This window comes from Lysinibacillus sp. NPDC097162 (assembly GCF_044762185.1).
Taxonomy (GTDB): Bacteria; Bacillota; Bacilli; order Bacillales_A; family Planococcaceae; genus Lysinibacillus.
In genome coordinates this window covers 16,909-32,083 of the sequence record NZ_JBIWDT010000006.1, presented here as the reverse complement: position 1 = coordinate 32,083, position 15,175 = coordinate 16,909, and the positions used below count along the sequence as shown (strand labels likewise).

25 protein-coding genes are annotated in these 15,175 nt (G+C 39.5%); all 25 read left to right on the top strand.

Features of this window, described 5'->3' with window-relative positions; genetic code table 11:
* Nucleotides 1-36: 36 nt before the first annotated feature.
* The 25 genes from ACIQXW_RS19625 (at nt 37) to secY (ending at nt 15,130) form a co-directional block, all read left to right on the top strand.
* Nucleotides 37-798 (top strand): ABC transporter ATP-binding protein, encoded by a 762-nt coding sequence (locus ACIQXW_RS19625; RefSeq protein WP_340821756.1) that lies wholly within the window; start codon nt 37-39, stop codon nt 796-798.
* The gene (locus tag ACIQXW_RS19620) at nt 788-2,767 is read left to right on the top strand and encodes an FtsX-like permease family protein (protein ID WP_402764862.1); all 1,980 of its coding nucleotides are present in this window, start codon (nt 788-790) and stop codon (nt 2,765-2,767) included. The genes ACIQXW_RS19625 and ACIQXW_RS19620 overlap by 11 nt, the downstream gene beginning before the upstream one ends.
* Before the next feature lie 198 nt (nt 2,768-2,965).
* On the top strand, nt 2,966-4,282 hold the full coding sequence (locus ACIQXW_RS19615; RefSeq protein ID WP_402764859.1) for a Na+/H+ antiporter family protein: 1,317 nt from the start codon (nt 2,966-2,968) through the stop codon (nt 4,280-4,282).
* A 366-nt stretch (nt 4,283-4,648) separates the two neighbouring features.
* Complete coding sequence (gene rpsJ, locus ACIQXW_RS19610) at nt 4,649-4,957, top strand: 30S ribosomal protein S10 (protein ID WP_004233624.1); 309 nt, start codon at nt 4,649-4,651, stop codon at nt 4,955-4,957.
* Between the two features lie 46 nt (nt 4,958-5,003).
* The gene (rplC, locus tag ACIQXW_RS19605) at nt 5,004-5,633 is read left to right on the top strand and encodes a 50S ribosomal protein L3 (protein WP_340821760.1); all 630 of its coding nucleotides are present in this window, start codon (nt 5,004-5,006) and stop codon (nt 5,631-5,633) included.
* 26 nt (nt 5,634-5,659) lie between these two features.
* Nucleotides 5,660-6,283, top strand: coding sequence for a 50S ribosomal protein L4 (rplD, locus tag ACIQXW_RS19600; protein ID WP_340821763.1), 624 nt, complete (start codon nt 5,660-5,662; stop codon nt 6,281-6,283).
* On the top strand, nt 6,283-6,567 hold the full coding sequence (rplW, locus tag ACIQXW_RS19595) for a 50S ribosomal protein L23 (protein WP_036205532.1): 285 nt from the start codon (nt 6,283-6,285) through the stop codon (nt 6,565-6,567). Before rplD ends, rplW begins: the two co-directional genes overlap by 1 nt.
* A gap of 47 nt (nt 6,568-6,614) precedes the next feature.
* Nucleotides 6,615-7,445, top strand: a complete 831-nt coding sequence (gene rplB / locus ACIQXW_RS19590; protein WP_340821765.1) for a 50S ribosomal protein L2 — start codon at nt 6,615-6,617, stop codon at nt 7,443-7,445.
* Between the two features lie 60 nt (nt 7,446-7,505).
* Nucleotides 7,506-7,784 carry a 30S ribosomal protein S19 gene (gene rpsS / locus ACIQXW_RS19585; protein ID WP_004233637.1) on the top strand — a complete coding sequence of 93 codons (279 nt, stop codon included), beginning with the start codon at nt 7,506-7,508 and terminating at the stop codon, nt 7,782-7,784.
* 22 nt (nt 7,785-7,806) lie between these two features.
* A complete protein-coding gene (gene rplV, locus ACIQXW_RS19580; protein WP_004233639.1) occupies nt 7,807-8,151 on the top strand; it encodes a 50S ribosomal protein L22 in 345 nt (114 codons plus the stop codon).
* Between the two features lie 3 nt (nt 8,152-8,154).
* Complete coding sequence (gene rpsC / locus ACIQXW_RS19575) at nt 8,155-8,808, top strand: 30S ribosomal protein S3 (protein ID WP_340821766.1); 654 nt, start codon at nt 8,155-8,157, stop codon at nt 8,806-8,808.
* A gap of 1 nt (nt 8,809) precedes the next feature.
* Entirely contained in the window at nt 8,810-9,244 is a 435-nt protein-coding gene (gene rplP / locus ACIQXW_RS19570) for a 50S ribosomal protein L16 (RefSeq protein ID WP_010860599.1), read from the top strand.
* Entirely contained in the window at nt 9,234-9,434 is a 201-nt protein-coding gene (gene rpmC, locus ACIQXW_RS19565) for a 50S ribosomal protein L29 (protein WP_004233646.1), read from the top strand. The genes rplP and rpmC overlap by 11 nt, the downstream gene beginning before the upstream one ends.
* Before the next feature lie 18 nt (nt 9,435-9,452).
* Complete coding sequence (gene rpsQ / locus ACIQXW_RS19560) at nt 9,453-9,716, top strand: 30S ribosomal protein S17 (protein WP_024364366.1); 264 nt, start codon at nt 9,453-9,455, stop codon at nt 9,714-9,716.
* A gap of 43 nt (nt 9,717-9,759) precedes the next feature.
* A complete protein-coding gene (gene rplN / locus ACIQXW_RS19555) occupies nt 9,760-10,128 on the top strand; it encodes a 50S ribosomal protein L14 (protein ID WP_004233650.1) in 369 nt (122 codons plus the stop codon).
* 35 nt (nt 10,129-10,163) lie between these two features.
* A complete protein-coding gene (gene rplX, locus ACIQXW_RS19550; RefSeq protein WP_107925086.1) occupies nt 10,164-10,472 on the top strand; it encodes a 50S ribosomal protein L24 in 309 nt (102 codons plus the stop codon).
* Between the two features lie 29 nt (nt 10,473-10,501).
* On the top strand, nt 10,502-11,041 hold the full coding sequence (rplE, locus tag ACIQXW_RS19545) for a 50S ribosomal protein L5 (RefSeq protein WP_340821771.1): 540 nt from the start codon (nt 10,502-10,504) through the stop codon (nt 11,039-11,041).
* A 22-nt stretch (nt 11,042-11,063) separates the two neighbouring features.
* On the top strand, nt 11,064-11,249 hold the full coding sequence (locus ACIQXW_RS19540; protein WP_004233656.1) for a type Z 30S ribosomal protein S14: 186 nt from the start codon (nt 11,064-11,066) through the stop codon (nt 11,247-11,249).
* 29 nt (nt 11,250-11,278) lie between these two features.
* The gene (rpsH, locus tag ACIQXW_RS19535) at nt 11,279-11,677 is read left to right on the top strand and encodes a 30S ribosomal protein S8 (RefSeq protein WP_008181717.1); all 399 of its coding nucleotides are present in this window, start codon (nt 11,279-11,281) and stop codon (nt 11,675-11,677) included.
* Between the two features lie 30 nt (nt 11,678-11,707).
* Complete coding sequence (gene rplF, locus ACIQXW_RS19530) at nt 11,708-12,247, top strand: 50S ribosomal protein L6 (protein ID WP_340821772.1); 540 nt, start codon at nt 11,708-11,710, stop codon at nt 12,245-12,247.
* 32 nt (nt 12,248-12,279) lie between these two features.
* Nucleotides 12,280-12,639: a 50S ribosomal protein L18 gene (gene rplR / locus ACIQXW_RS19525; protein WP_340821773.1), complete on the top strand. Its 360-nt coding sequence runs from the start codon at nt 12,280-12,282 to the stop codon at nt 12,637-12,639.
* Between the two features lie 21 nt (nt 12,640-12,660).
* Entirely contained in the window at nt 12,661-13,164 is a 504-nt protein-coding gene (rpsE, locus tag ACIQXW_RS19520) for a 30S ribosomal protein S5 (protein ID WP_024364362.1), read from the top strand.
* Between the two features lie 13 nt (nt 13,165-13,177).
* Nucleotides 13,178-13,360, top strand: a complete 183-nt coding sequence (gene rpmD, locus ACIQXW_RS19515; protein WP_024364361.1) for a 50S ribosomal protein L30 — start codon at nt 13,178-13,180, stop codon at nt 13,358-13,360.
* A 34-nt stretch (nt 13,361-13,394) separates the two neighbouring features.
* Nucleotides 13,395-13,835 carry a 50S ribosomal protein L15 gene (rplO, locus tag ACIQXW_RS19510; protein ID WP_173479258.1) on the top strand — a complete coding sequence of 147 codons (441 nt, stop codon included), beginning with the start codon at nt 13,395-13,397 and terminating at the stop codon, nt 13,833-13,835.
* Entirely contained in the window at nt 13,835-15,130 is a 1,296-nt protein-coding gene (secY, locus tag ACIQXW_RS19505) for a preprotein translocase subunit SecY (RefSeq protein ID WP_173479259.1), read from the top strand. Before rplO ends, secY begins: the two co-directional genes overlap by 1 nt.
* Nucleotides 15,131-15,175: the final 45 nt, after the last annotated feature.

The following is a 15,175-nucleotide window of genomic DNA, read 5'->3' as shown; positions in this document are numbered from 1 at the left end:
GGGGTACACTTGTAGTATAGAAAGGGGAGTTAACCTGTGGCAGTTTTAATTGGACGTAAAGTAAAAAAAGTATATGGTAAAAAATCAACAGCGCAAGAGGTGCTGAAAGGTATAGATTTAGAAGTAAATGAAGGTGAATTTGTTGGCATTATGGGTCCATCAGGCTCAGGCAAGACGACACTATTAAATGTTTTGTGTTCGATTGACTTTGCAACAGAAGGTGTAATTGAAATAAATGGCCAAAGTTTACGCGGTATGAAGGAAAAGGCGTTAGCTAATTTCCGTCGTGAGCAGCTCGGATTCATTTTCCAAGACTATAATTTATTGGACACGTTAACGGTCAAAGAAAATATTTTATTGCCATTAGCAATCGGAAAACTACCAAAAGCTGTTGCAGAAAGTCGCGTGAAGGAGCTGACATATTTACTTGGTATTGCAGATATTTTAAATAAATATCCGAACGAAATATCAGGTGGTCAGAAGCAACGAACATCTGCTGCTCGAGCTTTAATTACAAATCCATCAATGGTATTTGCAGATGAGCCTACTGGTGCACTCGATTCAAAATCAGCAACAGCATTGCTGAAAAACTTACAAGGCATTAATGAAACTAAAAAGGCGACGATTATGATGGTCACACATGATGCGGTGGCTGCAAGTTTCTGTACACGTGTTTTGTTTTTAAAAGATGGGCTTATTTACAGTGAGTTGTATAAAGGTGATAAAACTAGACAGGCGTTTTTCCAAGAAATCATGCATACGCAAAGTGTGCTAGGTGGTGACGGTTATGAGTCTTAGTAAGCTTGTATTCCGAAGCATGAAGAAAAATATGAAGCATTATTATTTATACTTTTTCGCACTTATTTTCAGTGTGACACTCTACTTTTCCTTCGTGACATTGCAGCATAATGGTGAAGTTTTCAATACAGTTCAGAAGAGTGGCACAGCATCAGCAGGTTTTAAAGCAGCAACATATATTTTGTATTTTATAATTTTATTTTTCGTCTTGTATGCTAACCATTTATTTATGAAGCGTCGCAGTAAAGAAATTGGCTTATATCAGCTAATTGGGATGACGAAGGGCCTGATTGTACGATTATTGGCGTTAGAAAGTATTTTATTATTTGTAGGAGCTGTCGTTGTAGGGATGCTAGTAGGCTTCTTTAGCTCCCGCTTAATCGCAATGATATTATTGCGTCTCCTTGAAAAAGAAACGCTTGTCACTATGACCTTTAGTACACAGGCATTACAGCAATCTATCGTTGTTTTCGCTATTTTATTAGTAGTTGTATTGCTACAAATGACGTGGATGATTCACCGAGTATCGCTGCTATCCTTATTTAGCGCTGCTAAACAAGCAGATGAGCGTGTGAAACGATTCAATCCATTACAAATGGTTATCGGCTTCTTAGGGCTAGTGTTTATTGCATATGGCTACTATGCATCAACAAAGCTATTTGATATTAATACTGCAGGCAATCTTTTTATAAATATGATAATTATTTTGGCTACTACAATTGGGGGAACGTTCCTAGTTTTTCGTTTCTCCGTAGCATTTATAATGAATACCGTTCGTTTAAAGAAAAATGGTCATTTGTCTGTCCATGATGTATTAGCATTAACTCCGATTATGCATCGTATGAAAAGTAATGCTAAATCACTGACGCTTATTACCGTTTTAACAGGTGTATCTCTTGGGATTACAACACTATCATATATTTCGTATTATTCTTCAGAAGCATCAGCCTATAGCCGAGTACCGGGAGATTATATTTTGCATGAGGATCAAGGTCAGGCATTTTTAAATAAGCTAGAGGAAAATAATATAGCTTATGACAAGGTTGAATATCGTTTACAAGGAGTTACAGCTTCAATAGCTCAATTAATGGCTGATGGACAACAAGATAGCCCTTTTTATAATATGAAAGGGACGATATACACGATTCCGCTTTCTGATTATCAACAAAAAACACCAAATGCATCAGTTTCGGGTAATGATGTGATTTTAACAAACTATGGAGGCTATATGGCCGAGATGTTTCCTTTAGAAAAGGATCGAGATTTAGTAGTGTCAGCAGGTGGTCTTGAAGAAACACTGCATGTCAAAGCGATTCACGATGAAAGTATTATTGGTGGAACTATTACTGCTGGAGGCGGCGGACCGATTTTCGTAGTATCAGACACACTGTTTGACAAATTGTCTACTCAAGCAAAGCTTTTTCCTTGGCATAAACAAGCTTCTATTACGTTACAGTCAAAAAAAGACTTAGCGCTTGCTGAGAGATTATATAAAGAAACGAGCGCGAATGTTATATCTATTGTAGACACTGATGGCAATACCCAAAATTATATTATCGATTCGTTTGAAGCAGAGCGTAAAGGTAATATTGAATCACTTGGGTTAACAATTTTTACAACAGCGTTTTTAGGTTTAGCATTTTTAATGACAACTGGTAGCATCCTGTACTTTAAACAAATGTCTGAAGCAGAAGAGGAACGAGGAGCCTATACAATTTTAAGAAAAATAGGCTTTTCAGAACGAGACATTATGAAGGGAATCTTTATGAAACAAGCGTTTAATTTTGGTGTTCCATTATTGATTGGACTCCTCCATAGTTATTTTGCGGTGAAATCAGGATGGTTTTTATTTGGTACGGAGTTAACAGCTCCATTGTGGATTGCTATGAGCTGTTATATAGCGTTATATGCAATCTTTGCGGTGCTTTCAGTTGGTTATTATAAAAAAGTAATTAGAGAGTCTCTGTAGACATTTAAATAGGTAGAAACTCCAAAAAACAGTGTGATCTTATATAGGTCATGCTGTTTTTTTGTTAACGTGACGCTGGAGGATAGATTTCATACTTTTCGGGCTTTTTGTAATGAATAAAAACTGCTTGACTTTCGTTTGTCAGAATATTAAAGTTTAACATATTAACAATCTAGTGTGTGAAAGTGAAGTGTCTTTATGAATGCGGTAATTGTGGCAGTAGCTGTCATGTTAATATTAAGTTTGCTTCGGATCAATGTAGTCCTGTCGCTTGTTTTAGGAGCCTTTGCAGGAGGGTTAGCAAGTGGTATGGGTATTCAAGCAACGGTTGAGTCATTTACAGAAGGATTAGGTGCAGGTGCCACTATCGCGCTAAGCTATGGCTTACTTGGTGGATTTGCTATAGCCATCTCTAAGACGGGAATACCTGAGTTAATGATTTCGGGTATTTTGAACATGTTAAATAAAAATGGTTCTAGTAATAGAAAGGGCTTAGTAAAAGTATTAATTTTTCTTCTTATTTTTATGATGGCGATTTTCTCTCAAAATTTAATTCCGATTCATATCGCTTTTATCCCATTACTAATACCGCCTATTTTAAAGGTTTTAAATATGCTTGAAGTAGATCGTCGAATTATAGCAACATTGATTGCGGTTGGTTTGATTGGTACGTATAGCTTTGTGCCAGCTGGCTTCGGAGCCATTTTCCAAGAAATTGTTTCAACACAAGTTACGAATGCTGGCATGGTTGCAAAAGCAAGTGATGTTCCAGCAGCAATGGCGATTCCTATCTTGGGTATGTTGGTTGGATTAGCTATAGCATTGTTTGTTTATCGCAAACCACGCAAATATCAAAATAATGATGTTGAAACAACAACTTTAAATGTGAAGGTAAGTAAATCGGTTATGATTTCAACCATGATAGCGTTAATTGTTTCGCTATATGCACAAATCAGTACGGATTCTATGATAGTCGGAGCCTTTGCAGGAATAATGATTATGTATTTCACAGGGGCTCTTAAATGGAAAGAGGCAGATGAGATTTTATCTGAAGGTATGAAAATGATGGCGTTCATTGGCTTTGTAATGATTGCAGCAAATGGATTTGCATCAGTTATCAATGCAACGGGTGATGTAGATAGTTTAATTACAAGCTCTCTAGCTATCCTTCAAGGTAATAAAAGCTTAGCGGTATTCATCATGCTTGTAATCGGATTAATTGTAACAATGGGAATTGGCTCTTCTTTTGCTACTGTGCCGATTATAGCTACCTTATTTGTTCCTTTAGCTCAAGGACTAGGTATGAGCCCTTTAGCGATACTGTGTTTAATAGGTACAGCAGGCGCATTAGGAGACGCAGGTTCACCTGCATCCGATTCAACGCTAGGACCGACAGCCGGCTTAAATGTTGATGGTCAGCATAATCATATTTGGGACACATGTGTACCGACGTTTATCTTTATAAACATTCCACTTGTTATTTTTGGCTGGATCGCGTGTGTGTACTTTCTATAACGTTTATAAGCAGTCTCTAAACTTTAGAGACTGCTTTTATATTTGATAGTTGGACATTAATTGTTCGAAATGTCCGAAAACGTTGATGTTATTAGGTTATGTGTTGCAAAATCATAAAAAATTATATATACTAGTAAACGGCTTAAATAAGCGAGAAATATTAGTAGTAAAGAAAATCTACAACATTTAAAAGAATTTAGCGAAAAGACTTGCTTATTCTTTTTTTATTGTATATAATGTTGAATGTTGGTCTTTGACTGCGATGAAACGAGAGGTTGCCGACACACCCGGCCGCTTTGCCATGGCGGTGTGTTGGAGAATTTTCGTGGAGAATGTCTAGAAAATAGGCGAGAAGGAGGGAAAATAATGGCAAAACAAAAGATTCGTATTCGTTTAAAAGCGTATGATCACCGTATTTTAGATCAGTCTGCTGAGAAAATTGTGGAGACTGCAAAACGTTCAGGTGCAAGTGTATCAGGTCCGATTCCACTTCCAACTGAGAAGTCTGTGTACACAATTCTACGTGCTGTTCACAAGTACAAAGATTCTCGTGAACAATTCGAGATGCGTACGCATAAACGTCTGATCGATATCGTTAACCCAACACCACAAACTGTTGATGCGTTAATGAAACTTGATTTACCATCTGGCGTTGATATCGAAATCAAACTTTAATGGTAAAAACAATATAACTTTTTAAAACTTACAGGAGGTGTGACAAATGGCTAAAGGAATCTTAGGTAGAAAAATTGGTATGACACAAGTTTTCGCTGAAAACGGCGATTTAATCCCGGTAACAGTTATCGAAGCTACTCCAAACGTAGTTCTTCAAAAGAAAACTGTTGATACTGACGGCTACGAAGCGATCCAAGTTGGTTTCGAAGATAAGCGCGTTAAGCTTTCTAACAAACCACAACAAGGTCACGTAGCAAAAGCGAATACTGCTCCTAAGCGCTTCATTCGTGAATTCCGCAACGTGAACGTTGGAGAATACGAAGTTGGTCAAGAAGTCAAAGTAGAAATTTTCGCAGAAGGCGATGTAATTGATGTAACAGGAGTTACTAAAGGTAAAGGTTTCCAAGGTGTTATTAAACGCCACGGACAATCTCGTGGTCCAATGGCCCACGGTTCTCGTTACCACCGTCGTCCTGGTTCAATGGGTCCAGTTGCTCCGAACCGCGTATTTAAACAAAAGAAATTACCTGGTCAAATGGGTGGCACAGTAGTTACAATCCAAAACTTAGAGATCGTTAAAGTTGATGCGGAACGTAACCTACTACTTGTTAAAGGTAATGTTCCTGGTTCTAAAAAAGCTCTAGTTACAGTTAAAACTGCAATTAAAGCTAACTAATCACTTCAAGAAAGGAGGAAACAGGAATGACAAAAGTATCTGTACTTAGTCAAACAGGTGCTTCAGTTGGTGAAATCGAGTTAAACGAAGCGATCTTCGGAATCGAGCCAAATGAAGCAGTATTATTCGACGCAGTAGTTGCACAACGCGCTTCTCTTCGTCAAGGTAATCATAAGGTTAAAAACCGTTCTGAAGTTGCTGGTGGTGGTCGTAAACCATGGCGTCAAAAAGGAACTGGTCGTGCTCGTCAAGGTTCTATCCGTTCTCCACAATGGCGCGGCGGTGGTGTGGTATTTGGTCCAACTCCACGCAGCTACTCTTATAAATTACCTAAAAAAGTTCGTCGTTTAGCTCTTAAATCAGCTTTATCAGCTAAAGTTGTAGAACAAAACTTCTTAGTTCTTGATGCTCTTACACTAGCAGCACCAAAAACAAAAGAATTCACAAAAATTCTTAAAGATCTTTCTTTAGAGAAAAAATCTTTATTCGTAACTGCTGACCTTGATGAAAACGTAGCATTATCTGCTCGTAACATCCCTGGTGTAACAGTTTTAACTGCAAACGGAATCAACGTTCTTGATCTATTAGGTCACGAAAAAGTTGTATTCACTAAATCTGCAGTAGAAAAAGTTGAGGAGGTGCTTGGATAATGGAAGCACGTGATATTTTAAAACGTCCGGTCATTACTGAGCGTTCTTCAGAACTTATGGCAGAGAAAAAGTATACTTTCGAAGTAGACACTCGCGCTAACAAAACTCAAGTAAAAGACGCTGTAGAAGAAATCTTTGGCGTAAACGTTGAGAAAGTAAACGTTCTTAACTACAAAGGTAAATTCAAACGCGTTGGCCGTTACGGTGGTTATACTAACAAACGTCGTAAAGCGATTGTTAAACTAACTGCGGACAGCAAAGACATCGAATTATTCGAAATGTAATCCTTTAGGGATTTATGATTTGAACAATCAAGAAGGAGGGAAACACAATGGCGATTAAAAAGTATAAACCTACCTCTAATGGTCGTCGTAATATGACGTCTTTAGACTTTGCGGAAATTACAACTAACAAGCCTGAGAAATCATTGCTTGAACCAACTAAACGCAAAGCTGGTCGTAACAACCAAGGTAAAATCACTGTTCGTCATCATGGTGGTGGTCATAAGAAGCAATATCGTGTCATCGATTTCAAGCGTATTAAAGATGGCATTCCAGCGAAAGTTGCTACTATCGAATATGATCCAAACCGTTCTGCGAATATCGCATTAATTAATTACGCTGATGGAGCAAAAGCTTACATCTTAGCACCAAAAGGTCTAGAGGTTGGTCAAACAATCGTATCTGGTCCTGATGCTGATATTAAAGTAGGTAATGCATTACCATTAGCAAACATTCCAATGGGTACAACAATCCATAACATCGAGTTAAAACCTGGTAAAGGTGGACAATTAGTACGTTCTGCTGGTACTTCTGCGCAAGTACTTGGTCGTGAAGACAAATACGTAATCGTTCGTCTACAATCTGGTGAAGTACGTTTAGTTCTTGCTACTTGCCGCGCTACAATCGGTCAAGTTGGTAACGAACAACATGAACTTGTACACATCGGTAAAGCAGGTCGTAGCCGTTGGTTAGGTAAACGCCCAACTGTTCGTGGTTCTGTAATGAACCCTAACGATCACCCACACGGTGGTGGTGAAGGACGTTCTCCAATCGGACGTAAATCACCAATGACTCCTTGGGGTAAACCAGCACTTGGTTACAAAACTCGTAACAAGAAAAACAAATCGGATAAATTCATCATCCGTAGTCGTAAAAAATAACGTGGTTAAACTACGGTTCTATGTGAGAGCCGTGGTGGAATCACAGAGGGAGGTTCCTACATGGGTCGCAGTTTGAAAAAAGGACCTTTTGTTGACGACCACTTAATGAAAAAAGTGGAAGCACAAGAGGCTTCTGAGAAGAAACAAGTTATTAAAACTTGGTCTCGCCGTTCTACAATCTTCCCGAACTTCATCGGATTAACAATTGCTGTATATGATGGACGTAAACATGTTCCTGTATACGTAACAGAAGATATGGTAGGCCACAAACTTGGTGAATTCGCGCCGACACGTACTTATAAAGGTCACGGTGCAGACGACAAGAAAACAAGACGCTAATTTTGAGAGGAGGTAATTCCTAATGACACAAGCTAAAGCTATCGCTCGCACAGTACGTATCGCTCCTCGTAAAGTCCGTCTAGTTGTAGACTTAATCCGAGGTAAGCAAGTAGGTGAGGCAGTTGCAATTTTACGTCATACTCCAAAAGCGGCGTCTCCAGTCGTTGAGAAAGTATTAAAATCTGCAGTTGCTAATGCTGAGCACAACTACGATCTAGACATCAACTCTTTAGTTGTTTCTGAAGTATTTGTTGATGAAGGTCCAACATTAAAACGTTTCCGTCCACGTGCACAAGGACGTGCAAGCGCAATTAACAAACGCACAAGCCACATCACTTTAGTGGTATCTGAGAAGAAGGAGGGTTAATCCGTGGGTCAAAAAGTACATCCAATAGGACTGCGCGTTGGTATTATTCGTGACTGGGAGTCAAAATGGTACGCTGAAAAAGACTATGCAACTCTACTTCACGAAGACATCAAAGTGCGTAAATATATTGAAACGGCTCTTAAAGACGCTTCTGTTTCTAAAGTTGAAATCGAACGTGCTGCAAACCGTGTAAACATTACAATTCACACTGCTAAACCAGGGATGGTAATCGGTAAAGGTGGTACTGAAGTTGAAAACCTTCGTAAATACCTTGGCGAACTAACTGGTAAACGTGTACACATCAACATTATCGAAATTAAACGTGCTGATCTTGACGCTCGTCTAGTAGCTGAAAACATCGCTCGTCAATTAGAAAACCGTGTTTCATTCCGTCGTGCGCAAAAGCAAGCGATCCAACGCACAATCCGTGCTGGAGCAAAAGGAATTAAAACACAAGTATCTGGTCGTTTAGGTGGCGCTGATATCGCGCGTGCTGAACACTATAGTGAAGGAACTGTTCCACTTCATACTCTACGTGCTGACATCGACTATGCACACGCAGAAGCTGACACTACTTACGGTAAATTAGGCGTTAAAGTATGGATCTACCGTGGTGAAGTTCTTCCTACGAAGAAATCTGTGGAAGGAGGCAAATAATATGTTATTGCCTAAACGCGTAAAATACCGTCGTGAACACCGCGGAAACATGCGTGGCGAAGCGAAAGGCGGCAAAGAAGTATCTTTCGGCGAATGGGGCTTACAAGCTCAAACTGCTAGCTGGATTACTAACCGTCAAATCGAATCTGCACGTATCGCGATGACTCGTTACATGAAACGTGGCGGTAAAGTTTGGATTAAAATCTTCCCGCACAAACCTTACACGAAAAAACCTCTAGAAGTCCGCATGGGTTCTGGTAAAGGTTCTCCTGAAGGTTGGGTAGCAGTTGTTAAACCAGGAAAAGTAATGTTCGAAATTGCTGGTGTATCTGAAGAGATTGCACGTGAAGCACTTCGTTTAGCATCACATAAGCTTCCTGTGAAATGTAAGATCGTAAAACGTCAAGAAACTGGTGGTGAATCTAATGAAAGCTAATGAAATCCGTGACCTTGCCACTTCTGAAATTGAATTAAAAGTGAAATCACTGAAAGAAGAGCTTTTCAACCTTCGCTTCCAATTGGCGACTGGTCAATTAGAAAACACAGCTCGTATTCGTGAAGTGCGTAAAGCAATCGCGCGTATGAAAACTGTTATTCGTGAAAGAGAAATCAGTGCAAATAACTGATAAAGGAGGTTTTCAAGTATGACTGAGCGTAATCAACGCAAAGTTTACACGGGCCGCGTCGTTTCAGATAAAATGGACAAAACAATTTCTGTTTTAGTTGAAACTCACAAAAAGCATAAGCTATATGGTAAACGTGTAAAGTACTCTAAAAAGTTTAAAGCTCATGATGAGCAAAACCAAGCGAAAATCGGTGATATCGTACGTATCATGGAGACTCGCCCGCTATCAGCTACTAAACGTTTCCGTCTAGTTGAAGTTGTAGAAAAAGCGGTTATTATTTAATAACTATTTCGGAACAACCAATTTCCGAAGGGAGGTAACCTAAGTGATCCAACAAGAAAGTCGTATGAAAGTTGCTGACAACTCAGGTGCACGTGAAGTTCTTACAATTAAAGTGCTTGGTGGCTCTGGCCGTAAAACTGCTAACATCGGTGATATCGTTGTTTGTACAGTTAAGAAAGCAACACCAGGTGGCGTTGTCAAGAAGGGTGACGTTGTTAAAGCTGTTATCGTTCGTACTAAATCAGGCGTTCGCCGTAAAGACGGTACTTACATCAAATTTGATGAAAATGCTTGTGTAATTATTCGTGATGATAAATCACCACGCGGAACTCGTATTTTCGGACCTGTTGCACGTGAATTACGTGACAGCAACTTCATGAAAATCGTTTCTCTAGCTCCAGAAGTTCTTTAATTTCATGACAGTGCCAATCAAGGAGGTGCGACAGCATGCATGTAAAAAAAGGTGACAAGGTTAAGGTTATCACTGGTAAGGACAAAGGCAAAGAAGGAGTAATCCTTGCTTCTTTCCCTAAACAAGATCGCGTTCTTGTTGAAGGTGTAAACATCGTGAAAAAACACGTTAAACCTAACCAATTGAATCCACAAGGTGGGATTGTTAGCCAAGAGGCTGCAATTCACGTTTCGAACGTAATGCTAATCGATCCTAAATCTGGCGAGCCGACTCGTGTAGGTTATAAAATCGAAAACGGTAAAAAAGTTCGTGTTGCAAAAAAATCAGGTGCAGTAATCGACTAATTAGTAAATAAAAGAAGGGAGGTACACACATGAGCCGCCTAAAAGAAAAATATTTAAATGAAGTTTCTCCTGCTCTAATGAGCAAATTTGGATATAAATCAGTAATGCAACTTCCAAAAGTTGATAAAATCGTTATCAACATGGGTGTTGGCGACGCAGTTCAAAACTCTAAAGCGCTAGATGCAGCTGTAGAAGAATTGACAATTATCACTGGTCAAAAACCAGTAGTAACTAAAGCTAAAAAATCGATCGCAGGTTTCCGTCTACGTGAAGGTATGCCTATCGGTGCTAAAGTTACATTACGCGGTGAGCGTATGTATGAATTCTTGGATAAATTAATCGCAATCGCATTACCTCGTGTACGTGACTTCCGTGGTGTTTCTAAAAAAGCATTCGATGGTCGCGGTAACTACACTCTAGGTGTTAAAGAGCAATTAATTTTCCCAGAAATCGATTACGATAAAGTTTCAAAAGTACGCGGTATGGACATCGTGATCGTAACGACAGCGAACTCTGACGAAGAATCTCGCGAGTTATTGACACAATTCGGTATGCCGTTCCAAAAGTAATTTAAACAAGGAGGGCGAAAACGTGGCTAAAAAATCTATGATCGTTAAACAACAACGTAAGCAAAAGTTTAAAGTGCAAGAATATACACGTTGTGAACGCTGTGGTCGTCCACACTCAGTATATCGCAAATTCAAACTTTGCCGTATTTGTTTCCGAGAACTTGCATATAAGGGACAAATTCCTGGCGTGAAAAAAGCCAGCTGGTAATCCCCTAATTTGGGAAGGAGGTAAATGTAATGACAATGACTGATCCGATTGCAGATATGCTAACTCGCATTCGTAATGCGAACATGGTTCGTCACGAGAAGTTAGAAGTACCCGCTTCCAACGTGAAAAAAGAAATCGCTGAAATTTTAAAGCGTGAAGGTTTCGTACGTGACGTAGAATACGTGGAAGACAACAAACAAGGTATCATCCGTATCTTCTTAAAATACGGTAAAGATAACGAACGCGTTATCACTGGCCTAAAACGTATTTCTAAACCAGGTCTACGTGTATATGCTAAAACAAATGAAGTTCCTAAAGTACTGAACGGTCTTGGTATCGCTTTAGTGTCAACTTCACAAGGTTTATTAACAGATAAAGAAGCTCGCGCTAAACAAGTTGGCGGCGAAGTTCTAGCATACGTTTGGTAATTAGCAATAAATGAATGGAGGTGCAACTAAATGTCTCGTGTAGGTAAAAAAATTATCGAGGTACCAGCTAACGTAACTGTTACTGTCGAAGCTGACAACACTGTTACTGTTAAAGGTCCTAAAGGCGAACTTGTTCGTTCTTTCCACCAAGATATGAAAATTGAGCAAGAAGGTAATGTGATCTCTGTATCTCGTCCTTCTGATTCAAAAGAACACCGCACAAACCACGGTACAACTCGTGCGCTATTAGCGAACATGGTTACTGGTGTTTCTGTAGGTTTCGAAAAATCATTAGAACTTATCGGTGTCGGTTACCGTGCGCAATTACAAGGTAAAAAACTTGTACTTAACGTAGGTTACTCTCACCCAGTTGAGTTCACACCAGAAGATGGTCTTGAAGTAGAAGTTCCTTCTAACACAAAAATCATCGTTAAAGGTATCAGCAAAGAACGCGTTGGCGCTCTTGCATCGAATATCCGTGACGTTCGTCCACCAGAGCCGTATAAAGGTAAAGGTATCCGTTACGAAGGCGAATACGTTCGTCGTAAAGAAGGTAAAACAGGTAAATAATGCTGCCTAAGCATTAGAAAGGAGTGACCCTTGTGATTACGAAACAGGATAAAAATCAAGTTCGTAAAAAACGTCATGCGCGAGTACGTTCTAAAATTTCGGGTACTGCTGAGCGTCCACGCTTAAACGTATTCCGTTCTAACAAGAACATCTACGCTCAACTTATCGATGACGTAGCAGGCGTAACTATTGTTAGCGCATCTTCTCAAGAGAATGATTTTGAAGGTGCTGGTAACAACGTTGAGGCTGCATCAAAAATCGGTGAAACAATCGCGAAACGCGCTGCGGAAAAAAATATTACTGCTATAGTATTTGACCGTGGTGGTTACTTATATCATGGACGTGTTAAAGCTTTAGCTGAAGCTGCACGTGAGAACGGTTTAGAATTTTAATAAGAAGGAGGGACACATTTCATGAGTCGAATTGACGCAAACAAACTTGGAGAACTTGAAGAACGCGTAGTTACTATTAACCGTGTTGCTAAAGTTGTTAAAGGTGGACGTCGCTTCCGCTTCACAGCATTAGTTGTAGTTGGCGATAGAAACGGACATGTTGGTTTCGGTACTGGTAAAGCTCAAGAGGTGCCAGATGCTATCCGTAAAGCTGTTGAAGATGCGAAGAAAAACTTAATCGAAGTGCCACGTGTAGGTGGAACAACTCCACACTTAGTGCTTGGTCGCTTCGGTGCAGGAGAAATCCTAATCAAACCTGCTGCTCCTGGTACAGGGGTTATCGCTGGTGGTCCAGTACGTGCCGTACTAGAACTTGCTGGTATTACTGATATTCTTTCAAAATCACTTGGATCTAACACACCAATTAACATGGTGCGTGCTACTGTTCAAGGTTTAACTGAATTAAAACGCGTAGAGGACGTTGCAAAATTACGTGGCAAATCAGTGGAAGAAATATTAGGATAAGGGGGGAATAATAATGGCTAACAAATTAGAAATCACCCTTACAAAATCTGTGATCGGTTCTAAACCGGCACAACGTAAAACTATTGAAGCACTTGGTTTACGTAAATTAAATCAAACTGTTGAGAAAGCTGATAATGCAGCTACTCGCGGTATGCTTGATAAAGTAGCTCACTTAGTTACTGTAAAAGAAAATTAATTTTCAATTAATGAACAAGGAGGTGCCACCCACTATGAAACTGCATGAGTTAAAACCAGCAGAAGGTTCTCGTAAGCAACGCAATCGCGTTGGTCGTGGTATCGGTTCTGGTAACGGTAAAACTGCGGGTAGAGGTCATAAAGGTCAAAACTCTCGATCTGGCGGCGGTGTACGCCCAGGATTTGAGGGCGGACAAAACCCGTTATTCCGTCGTTTACCAAAACGTGGCTTTACGAACATTAACCGTAAAGAATACGCTATCGTTAACCTTGACACATTAAACCGTTTCGAAGACGGTGCAGAAGTAACAACTGCATTATTACTTGAAACTGGTCTTGTGAGCAATGAAAAAGCTGGAATTAAAGTTCTTGGAAACGGAACACTTAACAAAAAGCTTACAGTTAAAGCTCATAAATTCTCAGCTTCAGCGAAAGAAGCAATTGAGAATGCCGGCGGAACTACTGAGGTGATTTAATGTTTCAGACAATCTCTAACTTTATGCGTGTTCGAGATATAAGAAATAAAATCATTTTCACTCTTTTAATGTTAATCGTTTTCCGTATTGGTACATTCATACCAGTACCGAACGTTGACGCAAATGTATTAAAGGCAACTGATGAGTTTAACCTCGTTGGTTTCCTCAATACTTTTGGCGGTGGTGCTTTGAAAAACTTCTCTATCTTCGCGATGGGAATTATGCCATACATCACAGCCTCAATTATTGTTCAGTTATTGCAAATGGACGTAGTACCGAAGTTTGCTGAGTGGGCAAAGCAAGGTGAAGTCGGAAGACGTAAACTTGCACAATTTACTCGCTACTTTACAATTATTCTTGCTTTTATCCAATCATTCGCGATGTCATTTGGTTTCAACAAAATGTATGGTGGATCTTTGATTAAAGAAGAGGGAATTCTAACTTACGTTACAATTTCAATTGTATTGACAGCTGGTACAGCTTTCCTTGTATGGCTTGCTGAGCAAATTACTGCACATGGTGTTGGTAATGGTATTTCTGTTGTAATTTTCGCAGGTATCGTTGCAGCATTACCTACAGGAATAAACCAAATTTATGCACAACAAATAGAGGGTGCTGGTGATAAACTGTTTATTAACATTATCATCCTTGCATTACTTGCTTTGATTTTACTTGCAATTGTCGTTGGTGTAATTTACGTGCAACAAGCACTTCGTAAAATCCCAATTCAATATGCAAAACGAGTTACTGGACGCAATCAACAAACAGGTGGTCAACAAACGCACTTACCGTTAAAAGTAAATGCTGCAGGGGTTATTCCGGTAATCTTCTCAGTAGCGTTCCTTGTTACGCCTCGTACGTTAGCAGCGTTCTTTGGTCAAAATGATGTAACAACATTCATTGAAAACACGTTTGATTATCAGAAACCTGTTGGGATGTTGATTTACGTTGCATTGATCGTCGCGTTCACATATTTCTACGCATTCGTACAAGTGAATCCGGAAAATGTGGCAGACAACTTGAAAAAACAAGGTGCTTACATTCCAGGTATTCGCCCGGGTGAAAACACTCAAACGTATTTAACAAGCGTGTTATATCGTCTGACTTTTGTTGGTGCGATATTCTTAACTGTAATTGCTGTAATGCCGATTATATTCATCAACCTTATGAATCTACCTGCTTCAGTGCAAATCGGTGGTACTAGTATAATTATCGTAGTCGGCGTAGCGCTAGAAACGATGAAACAGCTAGAATCCCAACTTGTTAAACGTCACTACAAAGGCTTTATGAAATAATGTTGATTTTTAGGGAACGATCTTCGTTTCCTAAAAATCAGCAAA

Excerpts from the sequence above, each read along its gene's own strand:
- rplF (WP_340821772.1), top strand. The coding sequence starts at position 11,708 with ATGTCTCGTGTAGGTAAAAAAATTATCGAGGTACCAGCTAACGTAACT.
- ACIQXW_RS19615 (WP_402764859.1), top strand. The coding sequence starts at position 2,966 with ATGAATGCGGTAATTGTGGCAGTAGCTGTCATGTTAATATTAAGTTTG.
- rplP (WP_010860599.1), top strand. The coding sequence starts at position 8,810 with ATGTTATTGCCTAAACGCGTAAAATACCGTCGTGAACACCGCGGAAAC.
- rpsS (WP_004233637.1), top strand. The coding sequence starts at position 7,506 with ATGGGTCGCAGTTTGAAAAAAGGACCTTTTGTTGACGACCACTTAATG.
- rpsJ (WP_004233624.1), top strand. The coding sequence starts at position 4,649 with ATGGCAAAACAAAAGATTCGTATTCGTTTAAAAGCGTATGATCACCGT.
- rpsE (WP_024364362.1), top strand. The coding sequence starts at position 12,661 with ATGAGTCGAATTGACGCAAACAAACTTGGAGAACTTGAAGAACGCGTA.
- rplC (WP_340821760.1), top strand. The coding sequence starts at position 5,004 with ATGGCTAAAGGAATCTTAGGTAGAAAAATTGGTATGACACAAGTTTTC.
- rpsQ (WP_024364366.1), top strand. The coding sequence starts at position 9,453 with ATGACTGAGCGTAATCAACGCAAAGTTTACACGGGCCGCGTCGTTTCA.
- rpmC (WP_004233646.1), top strand. The coding sequence starts at position 9,234 with ATGAAAGCTAATGAAATCCGTGACCTTGCCACTTCTGAAATTGAATTA.
- rplO (WP_173479258.1), top strand. The coding sequence starts at position 13,395 with ATGAAACTGCATGAGTTAAAACCAGCAGAAGGTTCTCGTAAGCAACGC.
- rplD (WP_340821763.1), top strand. The coding sequence starts at position 5,660 with ATGACAAAAGTATCTGTACTTAGTCAAACAGGTGCTTCAGTTGGTGAA.
- ACIQXW_RS19620 (WP_402764862.1), top strand. The coding sequence starts at position 788 with ATGAGTCTTAGTAAGCTTGTATTCCGAAGCATGAAGAAAAATATGAAG.
- rplE (WP_340821771.1), top strand. The coding sequence starts at position 10,502 with ATGAGCCGCCTAAAAGAAAAATATTTAAATGAAGTTTCTCCTGCTCTA.
- rpmD (WP_024364361.1), top strand. The coding sequence starts at position 13,178 with ATGGCTAACAAATTAGAAATCACCCTTACAAAATCTGTGATCGGTTCT.
- secY (WP_173479259.1), top strand. The coding sequence starts at position 13,835 with ATGTTTCAGACAATCTCTAACTTTATGCGTGTTCGAGATATAAGAAAT.
- rplV (WP_004233639.1), top strand. The coding sequence starts at position 7,807 with ATGACACAAGCTAAAGCTATCGCTCGCACAGTACGTATCGCTCCTCGT.
- rplX (WP_107925086.1), top strand. The coding sequence starts at position 10,164 with ATGCATGTAAAAAAAGGTGACAAGGTTAAGGTTATCACTGGTAAGGAC.
- rpsH (WP_008181717.1), top strand. The coding sequence starts at position 11,279 with ATGACAATGACTGATCCGATTGCAGATATGCTAACTCGCATTCGTAAT.
- rplW (WP_036205532.1), top strand. The coding sequence starts at position 6,283 with ATGGAAGCACGTGATATTTTAAAACGTCCGGTCATTACTGAGCGTTCT.
- rplB (WP_340821765.1), top strand. The coding sequence starts at position 6,615 with ATGGCGATTAAAAAGTATAAACCTACCTCTAATGGTCGTCGTAATATG.